Source organism: Stenotrophomonas sp. 22692, from assembly GCF_052045015.1.
In the GTDB taxonomy this organism is placed as follows: Bacteria; Pseudomonadota; Gammaproteobacteria; order Xanthomonadales; family Xanthomonadaceae; genus Stenotrophomonas; species Stenotrophomonas geniculata.
Window position 1 is genome coordinate 15,757 of the sequence record NZ_JBQEMR010000011.1, and the last position, 12,800, is coordinate 28,556.

General features: G+C 66.7%; 16 protein-coding genes. 8 read left to right on the forward strand and 8 right to left on the reverse strand.

What is annotated here, in order from left to right:
- The 3 genes from ACTJJM_RS10735 to ACTJJM_RS10745 all read left to right on the forward strand — a co-directional run.
- Positions 1-193 (forward strand): hypothetical protein (locus ACTJJM_RS10735; RefSeq protein ID WP_440865458.1); only part of this gene is annotated, 193 nt, incomplete at its 5' end.
- The gene (locus tag ACTJJM_RS10740; protein ID WP_019336368.1) at positions 190-780 is read left to right on the forward strand and encodes a cytochrome c oxidase assembly protein; all 591 of its coding nucleotides are present in this window, start codon (positions 190-192) and stop codon (positions 778-780) included. The genes ACTJJM_RS10735 and ACTJJM_RS10740, both read left to right, overlap by 4 nt.
- Positions 781-793: 13 nt before the next feature.
- On the forward strand, positions 794-1,669 hold the full coding sequence (locus ACTJJM_RS10745; RefSeq protein ID WP_005412024.1) for a cytochrome c oxidase subunit 3: 876 nt from the start codon (positions 794-796) through the stop codon (positions 1,667-1,669).
- A 20-nt stretch (positions 1,670-1,689) separates the two neighbouring features.
- On the opposite strand, the gene ACTJJM_RS10750 is transcribed toward ACTJJM_RS10745, so the two are convergent.
- Positions 1,690-1,908, reverse strand: coding sequence for a twin transmembrane helix small protein (locus ACTJJM_RS10750; protein WP_010484233.1), 219 nt, complete (start codon positions 1,906-1,908; stop codon positions 1,690-1,692).
- A 57-nt stretch (positions 1,909-1,965) separates the two neighbouring features.
- Between ACTJJM_RS10750 and ACTJJM_RS10755 the strand changes: the two genes are divergently transcribed.
- Genes ACTJJM_RS10755 through cyoE form a run of 4 tightly spaced genes read left to right on the forward strand, consistent with a single transcriptional unit; the run spans position 1,966 to position 5,358 of the window.
- Positions 1,966-2,703: an SURF1 family protein gene (locus ACTJJM_RS10755; RefSeq protein ID WP_191863756.1), complete on the forward strand. Its 738-nt coding sequence runs from the start codon at positions 1,966-1,968 to the stop codon at positions 2,701-2,703.
- Positions 2,704-2,716: 13 nt separating this feature from the next.
- Positions 2,717-3,286, forward strand: a complete 570-nt coding sequence (locus ACTJJM_RS10760; RefSeq protein WP_026347289.1) for a hypothetical protein — start codon at positions 2,717-2,719, stop codon at positions 3,284-3,286.
- Positions 3,287-3,296: 10 nt separating this feature from the next.
- Entirely contained in the window at positions 3,297-4,460 is a 1,164-nt protein-coding gene (locus tag ACTJJM_RS10765; RefSeq protein WP_019336365.1) for a COX15/CtaA family protein, read from the forward strand.
- Between the two features lie 4 nt (positions 4,461-4,464).
- On the forward strand, positions 4,465-5,358 hold the full coding sequence (gene cyoE, locus ACTJJM_RS10770; RefSeq protein ID WP_241874456.1) for a heme o synthase: 894 nt from the start codon (positions 4,465-4,467) through the stop codon (positions 5,356-5,358).
- Between the two features lie 116 nt (positions 5,359-5,474).
- Here the strand turns inward: cyoE and ACTJJM_RS10775 are convergent, their stop codons facing one another.
- From ACTJJM_RS10775 to rpsU, 6 genes are all read right to left on the reverse strand, one after another.
- On the reverse strand, positions 5,475-6,446 hold the full coding sequence (locus ACTJJM_RS10775; RefSeq protein WP_043400036.1) for a bile acid:sodium symporter family protein: 972 nt from the start codon (positions 6,444-6,446) through the stop codon (positions 5,475-5,477).
- Between the two features lie 28 nt (positions 6,447-6,474).
- On the reverse strand, positions 6,475-6,975 hold the full coding sequence (locus tag ACTJJM_RS10780) for a fused DSP-PTPase phosphatase/NAD kinase-like protein (RefSeq protein WP_010484227.1): 501 nt from the start codon (positions 6,973-6,975) through the stop codon (positions 6,475-6,477).
- A gap of 28 nt (positions 6,976-7,003) precedes the next feature.
- On the reverse strand, positions 7,004-8,743 hold the full coding sequence (gene dnaG / locus ACTJJM_RS10785) for a DNA primase (RefSeq protein ID WP_049412301.1): 1,740 nt from the start codon (positions 8,741-8,743) through the stop codon (positions 7,004-7,006).
- Positions 8,744-8,803: 60 nt separating this feature from the next.
- Entirely contained in the window at positions 8,804-9,748 is a 945-nt protein-coding gene (locus ACTJJM_RS10790) for a YihY/virulence factor BrkB family protein (protein WP_313311000.1), read from the reverse strand.
- A 103-nt stretch (positions 9,749-9,851) separates the two neighbouring features.
- A complete protein-coding gene (locus ACTJJM_RS10795; RefSeq protein WP_043400028.1) occupies positions 9,852-10,295 on the reverse strand; it encodes a GatB/YqeY domain-containing protein in 444 nt (147 codons plus the stop codon).
- Positions 10,296-10,428: 133 nt separating this feature from the next.
- Entirely contained in the window at positions 10,429-10,644 is a 216-nt protein-coding gene (gene rpsU / locus ACTJJM_RS10800; protein ID WP_002808376.1) for a 30S ribosomal protein S21, read from the reverse strand.
- Positions 10,645-10,810: 166 nt separating this feature from the next.
- Here rpsU and tsaD point away from each other — a divergent pair, with 166 nt between their 5' ends.
- Positions 10,811-11,836 (forward strand): tRNA (adenosine(37)-N6)-threonylcarbamoyltransferase complex transferase subunit TsaD, encoded by a 1,026-nt coding sequence (gene tsaD / locus ACTJJM_RS10805; RefSeq protein ID WP_440865459.1) that lies wholly within the window; start codon positions 10,811-10,813, stop codon positions 11,834-11,836.
- 33 nt (positions 11,837-11,869) lie between these two features.
- Here the strand turns inward: tsaD and ACTJJM_RS10810 are convergent, their stop codons facing one another.
- On the reverse strand, positions 11,870-12,535 hold the full coding sequence (locus ACTJJM_RS10810; RefSeq protein WP_049454524.1) for a hypothetical protein: 666 nt from the start codon (positions 12,533-12,535) through the stop codon (positions 11,870-11,872).
- Positions 12,536-12,800: the final 265 nt, after the last annotated feature.

The window sequence follows — 12,800 nt, forward strand, 5'->3', positions numbered from 1 at the left end:
CTGTAGAGTCGAGCCATGCTCGGCTGATGAAAAGCAGCCGAGCATGGCTCGGCTCTACAACAGCCCGGGCGACGCCCCGGAAAACGGCATCGAACAGCAACGCCGGCGCGCCAGGCGCACGGCGATGTGGGTCGGCGCCATCGCTGTGCTGGTCTACGTCGGTTTCATCCTCAGTGGGGTGATCGGCCGATGAGCGACGCACCGGCCACCGCGACCTCACGCAGTGCCGGGCTGCCGCGCCTGATCGGCGTGGCGGTGGCGGTGTTCCTGCTGACGTTCTCGCTGGTGCCGCTGTATCGCATCGCCTGCGAGAAGGTGTTCGGCGTGCGACTGGAGCGCGGCCCCGGCAGCGAAGCCAGTGCCGGTGCCGCGTCCGGCAAGCGCACCGTACGGGTGGAGTTCGATGGCGGCGTCAACTCGCGCCTGCCCTGGTCGTTCCACCCCGAGCAGCTGACCATGGACGTGGTGCCCGGCGAGCTCAACGAAGCGTTGTACTTCGCCCGCAACGACAGCCAGCAGGCGGTGGTGGGCAGTGCGGTGCCTTCGGTGGCACCGGCGCGCGCGTCGGGTTTCTTCAGCAAGACCGAATGCTTCTGTTTCACCGCGCAGACGCTGCAGGCCGGCGAGAAGCGCGACATGCCGGTGCGCTTCATCGTCGATCCGGACCTGCCGCCGGAGATCAGGACGATCACCTTGTCCTACACCTTCTACCGCAACGACGCGCTGTCCGATCGGCTGGCTCCGGCCGCCACCTCGGAAGGCGCGCACGCCGCACCCTGACCCGGATACCGACATGGCCCAGACACCGACCGACGCCAACGTGTACTTCGTCCCGGCCCAGAGCAAATGGCCGTTCGTGGGTTCCATCGCGATGATGGTGACCATGGTGGGCGTGGCCAGCTGGCTCAACGATGCCAGCTGGGGACGCTGGACGTTCTACATCGGCATCGCGATGCTGGTGCTGACCCTGTTCTGGTGGTTCAGCGACGTGGTGCGCGAGTCGCAGGCCGGCAACTACAACCACCAGGTCGATGGTTCGTTCCGGATGGGGATGATCTGGTTCATCTTCTCCGAGGTGATGTTCTTCGGCGCCTTCTTCGGCGCGCTGTTCTACACCCGCAACCTGGGCCTGTCGTGGCTCAGCGGCGAAGGCCGCGGGGTGATGACCAACGAACTGCTCTGGCAGGGCTATTCGGCAGGATGGCCGACCAATGGCCCGGCGGCGATCGGCGGTGCGTTCCAGACCATCCCGGCCTGGGGCCTGCCGCTGATCAACACGCTGATCCTGCTCACCTCCGGCGTGACCCTGACCATCGCCCACCATGCACTGAAGGCCGGCAACCGCCGCCAGCTGCTGATCTGGCTGGGCCTGACCGTGGTGCTCGGCCTCGGCTTCCTGACCCTGCAGGCGGAGGAGTACATCCACGCCTACAAGGAACTGAACCTGACGCTCGGCTCGGGTATCTATGGTTCGACGTTCTTCATGCTGACCGGCTTCCACGGCGCGCACGTGCTGCTGGGCACGATCATGCTGATCGTGATGTGGCTGCGTTCGGCCAAGGGACACTTCACCCGCGACAACCATTTCGGTTTCGAAGCCGCCGCATGGTACTGGCACTTCGTCGACGTGGTGTGGCTGATGCTCTTCATGTTCGTCTACGTGCTTTGACCGCGCACGCATCGGTGGCCTCAGCCGCCGATGCCGTGCGGCTTGATCCAGCCCATGTAGATGCTCACGATCACCAGTACGATCAAGGCCACCGACACCCCGATGCGGCGTGTCAGTGCGTTGACCGTGCGCTTGGTCTGGCCGCGGTCGACCAGCAGGTAATACAGGCCGGCGCCCAGATTCCAGACGATGACGATCAGAAACGCGATTACCAGCAGGGTCTTCAGCGAATCACTCATGTGCGGCTCGAGGGCAGGGTGGATGTGCCTATCTGACCGCGTTTGCGCGGACTTGTCATGATGCGCCAGCACACGCGCGTGCTCGGATGGCTGCTGGCCGTGCTGGCAATGGCCGGTTTCACCGCATTGGGGCTGTGGCAGCTGCAGCGCATGCATGCCAAACAGGCAATGTTGGATGCACAGGCTCCAGCCGCAGCGCAGGTACTGTCGTTGGCGCAGGCGCTGGCAGCGCCCGGTGCGTTGCATGGCGTGGCCGACCACGGTCGCTTCCTGCCCGGCGTGGTGCTGCTGGATAACCAGACCCGGCACGGCCGTGCCGGCGTGAAGATCTACCGCCCGTTCCGCAGTGACGAGGGCAGTGTGTTGCTGGTCGATCTGGGATGGCGCGCGCTGCCGCCTGATCGCACCCTGCCGGATGTGCCGTCGCCACCTTCGCCGGTGGCCGTACGTGGGTTGCTGGCGCCGCCGCCGTCAGCGGGACTGGCACTGGGCCCGGCGTTCTCCACCACCGATGAAGCGGGCCGCTGGCTGGCCAGCCGGTTGCCGGCCGAAGGCCTGGCCCGCGCGCTGGGGGTGCAGTCACTTCCCGATCGTGTACTGCGCCTGGACCCGGCGCTGCCCTTCGGCGACGAACGTGATCTGGACCTGTTGCCGAACACGCTGCCACCGCAGCGTCACCTGGGCTACGCCGTGCAGTGGTTCGGCCTGGCCCTGACCGTGCTCGTCGTTGCGCTGGTGTTGGAGTGGCGCAGGAGGCGCGCCGTGGCACGACCGGCATCCCGTACCCAACCATGAGAAAATGCCCCGCATGAACACTGCTACGTCCCCGCAGGCGCGCGGCTCTGGCCGCCGGACCCTGGTACTGCTGTTTGCCGTGTTCTTCGGGGCGATGGCGCTGGCTGCCGTGCTGCGCTTCTCCGGCTGGCAGCCCACCGGGCACCGCAATGCAGGCCAGCTGCTGAAGCCGCCGGTGGACCTGCGCCAGCAGGCGCCGACCCTGGCCAGCGGCCAGCCTTATCCGTGGAATCCCGAGGCCCGTACCTGGCGCCTGCTGGTGGCGCCGGCCGGAGTCTGCGACGCGCAGTGCGTCACTTTGTCGCAGGGACTGGGCAAGGTGTGGCAGCTGTTCGGCCATAACGCCGATAATGTCGAAATCCTGTGGCTGGGAACGCCACCGGCGTCGATCGCCTCGCTGCCCGCGCTGCGGCCGCTGGCACCGTCGCCAGCACTGCGCGCGGCCCTGCCCGGCGTCGACGATCCGGCTGGCCTGCCGGTCTACGTGATCGATCCGAACGGCTTCGTGATCATGCGCCATGCCCCCGGCAGTGACCTGGGTGGCCTGCGCAAGGACATGGCCACGTTGCTGAAACTGAAGTGAGTCCCGTTTGATGAGCCTTTCCGCGCGTCCGGCGCTGCACCGCAATTTCCACCGCCTGGCGTGGTTCGCCATGATCATGACCGCGAGCACGATCATGTTCGGCGCCTTCGTGCGCCTGTCCGATGCCGGCCTGAGCTGCCCGGACTGGCCGACCTGCTATGGACAGGCCACCTGGCCGCAGCACGTGGAAGAGACCATCGGCCATCCGGCGGCGGAGATCCGCCCGCTGGAAACCCACAAGGCCTGGCGTGAGCAGGTGCATCGCTTCCTGGCCGGCGCGCTGGGCATCGAGATCCTGACCCTGGCGCTGCTGGCCACGCGCAAGCGGCGATTCGGAAGCACGGCGGTGGTGACCGCCTGCGTACTGGTGGCCGCCGGCATACCGCTGTACATGATGGGCTGGCACGGCACCGCCAGCGCCTTGGCCCTGATAGGCGAGGCGATCCTGCTGATCGCGGCGCTGCGCTGGAGCAACATCGACCTGGCGCGCGCTGCCCTGCTGACCCTGGCGGTGGTGATCTTCCAGGCCCTGCTGGGCATGTGGACGGTGACCCTGCTGCTGAAACCCATCGTGGTGATGGGCCACCTGCTGGGCGGCATGCTGATGTTCGCGCTGCTGGTGTGGATGGCCTGGCGCGCCACGCACATGCCGATCACCCTGGCCGAAGCACCGAAGCTGAAGTGGATGCTGCGCATCGGTGTGGCGGTGCTGGTCACCCAGATCGCACTGGGGGGCTGGGTCAGTGCCAACTACGCGGCGCTGGCCTGCGGCGGCGGCAGCGCCTCGCTGGACAACTTCCCGCGCTGCGCCAACCAATGGTGGCCGCAGCACAACTTCGTCGAAGGCTTCACCCTGTGGCGCGGCATCGGCGTGGACTACGAAGGCGGCGTGCTGGATGGCGCTTCGCGTATAGCCATCCAGATGGCGCACCGCCTGTTCGCGGTGGTGGTGGCGGTCTACCTGTTGTGGCTGGGCGTGCGCCTGTTCCGCCTGCCGAGCATGCGTGGCTGGGCCAGTGCGCTGATCGCGCTGCTGGTGCTGCAGGTCACCCTCGGCATCCTCAATGTGAAGCTGGCGCTGCCGCTGGAAGTGGCGGTGGCCCACAACGGCGTGGCCGTTGCCCTGTTGTTCGTGCTGGTCAGCCTGCTGGCCCGCCTGCGTGCCCCGGACTGATTCCATGTTTTCCAATTACCGCCAGTACTGGGACCTGACCAAACCCAAGGTCGTCGCCCTCATTGTCTTCACTGCCCTGGTCGGCATGGTCCTGGCCATCCCCGGCGTGCCCAGCTGGGAGCAGGTGCGCGCCGGCGTGCTCGGTTTCCTCGGCATCTGGCTGGCGGCCTCGGCCGCGGCCGCGATCAACCAGCTGCTGGATGCGCACATCGATGCGCAGATGGCGCGCACTTCGTGGCGTCCGCTGGTGGTGGGCAAGGTCAAGCCGTGGCAGGTGCTGGTGTTCGCCGGCCTGCTGATCGTGCTGTCGATGACCATCCTGGTGCTGTGGGTGAACCTGATCACTGCGGTGCTGACCTTCGCCTCGCTGATCGGTTATGCGGTGATCTACACCGTGTACCTCAAGCGCGCGACCTCGCAGAACATCGTCATCGGCGGCCTGGCCGGCGCGATGCCGCCGATGCTGGGCTGGGCCGCGGTGACCGGCATGCAGGGTTCGTCGGACTGGGCGTACTCGTCGCTGCTGGTGCTGATCATCTTCATCTGGACGCCGCCGCACTTCTGGGCACTGGCGATCTTCCGCCGCGAGGACTACGCCAAGGCGGAAATTCCGATGCTGCCGGTGACCCATGGCGTGGTGCACACCCGCAAGCAGATCATGGTGTATTCAGTGGTGCTGGCCCTGGTCTGCCTGCTGCCGTACCTGGTGGGCATGAGCGGCGCGTTCTACCTGGGCGGCGCGATCGTGCTCAACGCCGTGTTCCTCTGGTACGCCTGGCGCATGCTGAACCCGCCGGACGAGCTGTTCTCGATGAAGATGTTCTATTACTCCATCGTCTACCTGATGGCGCTGTTCGCCTTCCTGCTGGTGGACCACTGGATCCTGCCCTGGTTGTAAAGCGCCACCTGTAGAGCCGAGCCCATGCTCGGCTGAGGGGGGGTTGGAAGAGCAGCCGAGCGTGGGCTCGGCTCTACAGTAGATCCACACCATGCGTGGATGTTCTCCTCGTCGCGTCAGGGCTTGCGCCGCGCATACCGCTGTGCGATCACGCCGCAGACGATCAGCTGGATCTGGTGGTAGATCATCACCGGCAGCACGATGGCACCGAGGCTGCCACCAGCGAACAACACCTTGGCGATCGGCACGCCCGTGGCCAGGCTCTTCTTCGAGCCGCAGAACACGATGGCGATCTCGTCCTCGCGGTTGAAGCGCAGGCGGCGGGCGATGAAGGTGATCAGCGGCATGGCGATGCCCAGCAGCACCGCGGCCACGACGGCCACGGCCAGCAGTGACAGCAGCGGCGTCTTGCTCCACAGGCCCTCGGTGACGGCTTCGCCGAAGGCCGAGTACACCACCAGCAGGATGGTGGCCTGGTCGGTGTAGCGCAGCAGTGCACGCTGCTTCTCCACCCAGCCGGCAATCCACGGCCGCAGCAGATGGCCGGCCACGAACGGCACCAGCAACTGCAGCATGATGCCGCCGATCGCATGCAGCGGATCGTGCACGCCGCCGGAGGTGCCGGCCAGCGCGGTCAGCAGCAGCGGGGTCAGGAACACGCCGAGGATGCTCGACAGCGAGGCACTGCACACCGCTGCCGGTACGTTGCCATGCGCCATCGAGGTGAACGCGATGGACGACTGCACGGTGGACGGCAGGGTGCACAGGAACAGCACGCCCAGGTACAGCTCCGGGGTCAGCAGCCAGCCCGACAGTGGCTTGAACATCAGCCCCAGCAGCGGGAACAGGATGAAGGTGCATGCGAGGATGGTCAGGTGCAGCCGCCAGTGCAGCATGCCGCCGATGATGGACTCACGTGGCAGGCGCGCGCCGTGCAGGAAGAACAACGCCGCGATGGCGACGGTGGTGACGTCATCAAGGACGATGGCGGCGGCGCCCTTCATCGGCAGCAGCGAGGCCAGGCCAACCGTGCACAGCAGGGCGAGGGTGAAATTGTCCGGTCGCAGGCGCGACCACCAGCGGGTCATGGTGGGCAGAGTCCTTGGTGCGGTGGAGTCAGGGCGAAATGGATGGCGTGGCCAGGCGCTGGCGGGTGGCGGCTTCCAGCGACTTCAGGCCGGCACGCTGGCCGAGCTGCAGGGCCTGTTCCGGGCTGGCGTGTTCGTAACGTGCATTGACCAAGCCGAGCACGGCACCGGCACGGTTGCCGGAGGCGCAGTGCAGCAGCACCGGTCCCTGGCTTTGCCGCAGGGCCTGATGCACGGCGCGCACATTGGCCGCATCCAGCCCCTCTGCGCCGGCCACCGGAATGCGCACATAGCGCAGGCCCAACGATTCGGCCACGTGGGTTTCATCGAAACCGCGGTCTTCGTCGGGCTGGCGCAGGTCGATCACCGTGCGCACACCCTGTGCAGCCAGTTCGCGCAGTTGTGCGGCACTGGGCTGGCCGCCGGCATACAGGCCGGGGCGGACTTCATTGAGCGGGGTATCCGCGGCCAGGACGGCCAGCGGCAGGCAGAGCGACAACAACAGCAGGCAGGTCAGGCGCAGCAGCATGGTCCTCTCCGTGAAAGCGTCTGCCCCTCTACAGGCGCAGCCCGGCGCGGGCCTTCAACAGCTCGCGCAGTTCGTATTTGTCAGTATCGTCCAGACCCTGCTGGCGCTGCTTTGCCAACAACTCCTCCAGGCGTTGCACCAGCAGCTGTTTCTCCAGCTGAGCCACCGCGTCGTGCAGTTCCTGGGTCCAGCTGGCCTCGGTGCCGGGCAGTGTCTGTGCCGCCAGTGTATGCAGCGAGCCCTGTTCTTCGCGGCCGTCGAAATGTTCCAGCAGGGCGCCGGTGCTGATGTCCGGGCGCTGTTCGACCAGCCCCAGCAGCTCCAGCAGCAGCTCCACGCCGGGCAGGCGCAGGCCCTGGAAGTGATGCTTGCCGCCCAGGGTCAGTGCCAGCGACGGCTGCTGCAGCAGCACGGCGATCGCGCCGCGCACCAGGCTGCGCTTGGCCACCGGTTGAATAGTGCGTGCCGGCTGGCGCTGAGGCATCGAAGCGCGTGCAGCCTGGGCATTGCCGCCGAGGCCGGTCAGCTGCGCCAGCTGCTGCTTCATCAGGTCGCCGAAGGCACCGTCGGGAATCTGCGCCAGCATCGGCTTGGCCCGCTCGGCCAGGCGCGCCTTGCCGTCCAGCGTGCCCAGGTTGATCTCGCGGGTGAGCTCGTCGAAGAAGAACTGGGACAGCGGCGTGGCCTGCTTCAGGCGTTCGTTGAAGGCCTCGGCGCCTTCCTTGCGCACGATGGTGTCCGGGTCCTCGCCATCGGGCAGGAACAGGAAGAAGGCCTGGCGGCCATCCTTCATGCGCGGCAGCACCGACTCCAGCGCCTTCCAGCCGGCACGGCGGCCGGCGGCGTCGCCGTCGAAGCAGAAGAACACGTCCGGCGCGTTGCGGAACAGCAGCTCGGCATGGTCCGGCGTGGTGGCCGTGCCCAGCGTGGCAACTGCCTGGGTGACGCCGAACTGGAACAGCGAGACCACGTCCATGTAGCCCTCGACCACGATCAACCGCTCGATCTTCTGGTTGGCCTGGCGCACCTGCCACAGGCCGTACAGCTCGCGGCCCTTGTGGAACAGCGCGGTCTCGGGCGAGTTGAGGTACTTGGGGCCGTCGTCCTTCTCGAACACGCGGCCGCCGAAGGCGATCACCCGGCCACGGCGGTCGAAGATCGGGAACATCACCCGGTCGCGGAACTTGTCGTAGACGTGGCCGCGGTCGTTCTTGGAGAACAGGCCGGCGCGGTCGAGCAGCTTCATGCGCCGCTCGTCCTTGCCCAGCGCATCGCGCAGGCCGCTGTAGCCATCCGGCGCGTAGCCGATCTGGAAGCGTGCGCGGTTCTCTTCGTCCACGCCACGCCCATCCAGGTAGCTGCGTGCCTTTTCGCTGCCCTGCAGGTTGCTCTGGAAGAACTTCGTGGCCGCCTCAAGCGCCGAATACAGCTCGCGGCTGTCGTCCTGCTGCTGGGGGCTGCGTGGGTTCTCGCTGCGCGGCACTTCCATGCCTGCGCGCTTGGCCAGTTCATCCACCGCGTCGAGGAACTCGAGGCGGTCGTAGTTCATCAGGAAGCTGATCGCGGTGCCGTGCGCGCCGCAACCGAAGCAGTGATAGAACTGCTTCGTGGGCGAGACCGTGAACGACGCCGAGCGCTCGTCATGGAACGGGCAGCGCGCTGCATATTCCTTGCCCTGTCGCTTCAACGGCACGCGGCTGCCCACCACCTCGACGATGTCGGAGCGGGCGAGCAGATCGTCGATGAAAGCGTCGGGGATACGGGCCATGGGCAACAGAACGGGGCGCGGCCGCCAGGGCGCGCAGCAGGGGCGGCAGGTTCCCCTAGTTTACTCGCTGGCGACGTCGAGACTGGCCTGTTCGGCCTCGACCCCGGCCTTGGCCAGCTGAGCCCGTGCATGCAGGCGCTCGTCGATCACCGCGGTCATCAGCGCGCCGACGAAGAACACGGCGGTGGCGTAGTAGATCCACACCAGTGCGATCACCAGCGCACCCATCGAGCCGTAAGCGCTGCCCGGGGCCACGGTGGCGATGTAGACGCCGATGCCATACCGGCCCAGGGTGAACAGCACCGAGGTGATGGCGCCGCCGATGAAGGCCTGGCGCCACGCCACGCGGCGGTCCGGCAGGTAGTGGTAGAGGAAGGCGAAGGCCAGCGTGTAGAGCAGCAGCGAGGTCAGGTAGCCGATCGCCGGCAGCACCGAGGGCAGCTGCGCGAACACCACCTGCAGTGCAGTGGTGGCGGTCATCGAGAGGATCAGCAGGAAGCCCAGTGCCAGCACCACGCCGAACGAGAACACGCGCTTGCGCAGCCAGGCCTTGACGCCTTCCAGGCGCTGGCCGCTGGTGTGGAAGATCCGGTTCAGCGCGTTCTGCAGCTGGGCGAACACGGCGGTGGCGCCGATGAACAGCAGCAGTGTGCTCCACAGCCCGGCCAGCGAACCCACGCTGGGCTGGCTGTTGGCGTTGTGCAGCACGGTGTCGGCGACGCTGGCCACGCTGCTGCCGGCCACCGAGCCGATCTGGCTGATCAACGTCTGTTGTGCAGGCGGGTACAGCGAGGCGGTCAGCCACAACAGCAGCACCAGCAGCGGTGCCATCGACAGCAGGGCGTAGAAGGAGACCGAAGCGGCCTGGGTCAGTACATCGATTTCGACGAAGCGCTTGGCGACCGCCATCGGAAAGCTGTCCTGCAGGCGGTCAGCGTAGTGGCGAAGCCGTGCGGGGATGCCGTGGGGACGCGAGCCGGTGGGGGCGTTGGATTGCTCGACCATGGGGATGTTGTAGCAGCCGGGGGTCGAAGGTGCGGTGAAGCGGATGCATCAATGGGGTCAGAGCCCTTCCGCGATGCGAAAGGGATCCGACCCCGGCAATGGCTTATGCCAGCAGCTGCTTGACCAGCTTGGACACCAGGCCCATGTCGGCCTGGCCGGCGAGCTTGGGCTTCAGTGCGCCCATCAGCTTGCCCATGTCGGCCGGGCCGGAGGCGCCGGTCTCGGCAATGGCGGCCTGGATGGCGGCCACGATCTCGGCCTCGCCCATCTTCGCCGGCAGGTAGGCTTCGATGACCACGATCTCGGCGCGCTCGATCTCGGCCAGGTCCTCGCGGTTGGCGGCCTCGTACTGGTTGACCGAGTCCTTGCGCTGCTTGACCATCTTGTCGAGCACGGCGATCACGGCGGTGTCATCCAGTTCAATGCGCTCGTCCACTTCGCGCTGCTTGATGGCGGCATTGATCAGGCGGATCACGCCCAGCTTGTGCTTCTCGCCCGCCTTCATGGCGGCCTTCATGTCTTCGGTGAGCTGCTGCTTCATGCTCATGAGGAACCTCGTGGTGGTAAGTGGGGCGGGGCGGATGCCCGAACCCGGAAACGCAAAAAGCCGGCGACGCTCGCGCGTGCCGGCTTCGGCTCCATCGCGACAGGCAAACCCGCCGCAATGAAGATGCGTCCGATCAGTACAGGCGCTGACGCTTGGTGACGTCGCGCGACGAGCGGCGCAGCTGACGCTTCACAGCAGCGGCGGCCTTGCGCTTGCGCTCCTGGGTCGGCTTTTCGTAGAACTCGCGCTTGCGGGTTTCGGCCAGCACACCGGCCTTTTCGCAAGTGCGCTTGAAGCGGCGAAGAGCAAACTCGAAGGGCTCGTTCTCGCGGACTTTGACGCTGGGCATGGAATCTCCGGGACACAGTAGAACCGGGTCACGCCCGGCGAGCCGCACATTATAGCGGCGAATAGACAAACTGCAAGCGGCCAACCCTGAATACGGGCCGGAAGTTCGAAAGCAGTGAGATCTGCACATCCCCCGAGGGGGCGGCAGGGGCGTCATAATAGCAGGCATGCGAGTCCTTGGCATCGAATCTTCCTGTGATGAGACCGGCGTGGCGGTGTATGACACCGACCTGGCCGGCAGCGCGGCCCTGCGCGCCCACGCGGTCTACAGCCAGATCGCCCTGCATGCCGAGTACGGCGGTGTAGTGCCCGAGCTGGCCAGCCGCGACCACGTCCGCAAGCTGCTGCCGCTGGTGCGCCAGACCCTGGCCGACGCCGGTCTGGGCGTAGACGACATCGATGGGGTGGCCTATACGGCGGGTCCGGGCCTGGTCGGCGCGCTGCTGGTGGGCGCCGGCGTGGCCCGCTCGCTGGCCTGGGCGCTGGAGGTGCCGGCGGTAGGCGTACACCATATGGAAGGCCACCTGCTGGCCCCGCTGATGGAAGACGATCCGCCGGAAGCGCCGTTCGTGGCGCTGCTGGTGTCCGGCGGCCATACCCAGCTGGTGGCGGTGGACGCCATCGGCCAGTACCGCCTGCTGGGCGAGACCCTGGACGATGCGGCCGGCGAGGCCTTCGACAAGACCGCCAAGCTGATGGGCCTGCCGTACCCGGGTGGCCCGCAGCTGGCCAGGCTGGCCGAGCAGGGCACGCCGGGTGCGTACCGATTCGCGCGACCGATGACCGACCGTCCTGGGCTGGATTTCAGTTTCTCCGGCCTGAAGACCCAGGTGCTGATGGCCTGGCGTGACAGTGACCAGAGCGAGCAGACCCGCGCCGACATCGCCCGTGGCTTTCAGGATGCCGTGGTCGAGACCCTGTCGATCAAGTGCGAGCGCGCGCTGGAAGCGGCCGGGACCAACGTGATCGTGGTGGCTGGCGGCGTGGGCGCCAACAAGCGCCTGCGCGCGCGCCTGCAGCAGATGGCCGAGCGCCTGGGCGGCCGCGCCTGTTTCCCGCGCCCCGCGCTGTGCACCGACAACGGCGCGATGATCGCCTTCGCTGGCGCGCTGCGCCTGCAGGCCGGCCAGCACAGCCCGCCGAAGGTGGACGTGACCCCGCGCTGGGACATGGCGACCCTGCCGGCGGTCTGATCCGGCAGCGCCGGGCCACGCCGGGCGGACGTATTACCGACGCCCTGCCAACGGCGACGCCGCCAACACGGTCGTCGCCCGCTCATGGCGCTGCAGCCAGCCCAGGGTGTGCGGGCAGCGGGCGTGGATCAGCCGCCCGATCGCGGCCAGGTCGGCACCGAGGTCGCGTTCCAGGATGGGTTCGTGGTGCGCGATCCGGTTGCGCAGGTGGCGGATGCGTCCAATGTCTGCGTGGATGGCTTTCCTGATGACACTGGGATGTGCCGAAGGCGCATGACGTAGAACCCCACCAAGTGCGGGTATCCACAGGGTGGAGTCGAAGCGACATGTAAAGAGCTGCTGCCAGAACACCATTGGCAGGTTGGCGACGATCTCAGGTGTATCGGTTACGCGGCTGGCAAGTTGTTCCAGTGCCGTGCGTGGAGAAGTACTGGATGAAGTTGGCAGTCTGCGTCGGAAGGCATCATTCCACGGCCAACGCGGGCCGTGCTGTCGGGTAAGCACAGCTGCTGCGGCGTTGCGAATGACCACCTCGCACAGATGGACCGGCATCATCAGCGCACCGCACATCCGCATGTTCCAGAGATACAGGGAATCGGCAGTGACGTCAGGGCTGCAGGTCGATGCGATTCTCTCGTAAGTCGACAGGCGCTCCGCTGACAACGCGCGCCGCAGTACATCGTATGGAGCCATCGTCATGTGCAGTGGTGAAGGAGGGCTCAATGTTCGCGAGAGTGGGCGGCGGCGACCATCAGGGAACGTAGTTGTCCGCGCGGCTGATTTCCTGCGTTTCGCCTCGGGCGAATACCTGACCTGCCCTGTCGGAATTGGCCTTGACCGGCGATCTGGTCCTTGCCTAATCTGCGTGCCTGCGCCACCGGGACTCGCGGCTGGATTCCAGCTCCCCCTGGGGACAAACGGTAGTACCAAAGGGCCCTGCTAGCGGGGCCCTTTGTCTTTTCTG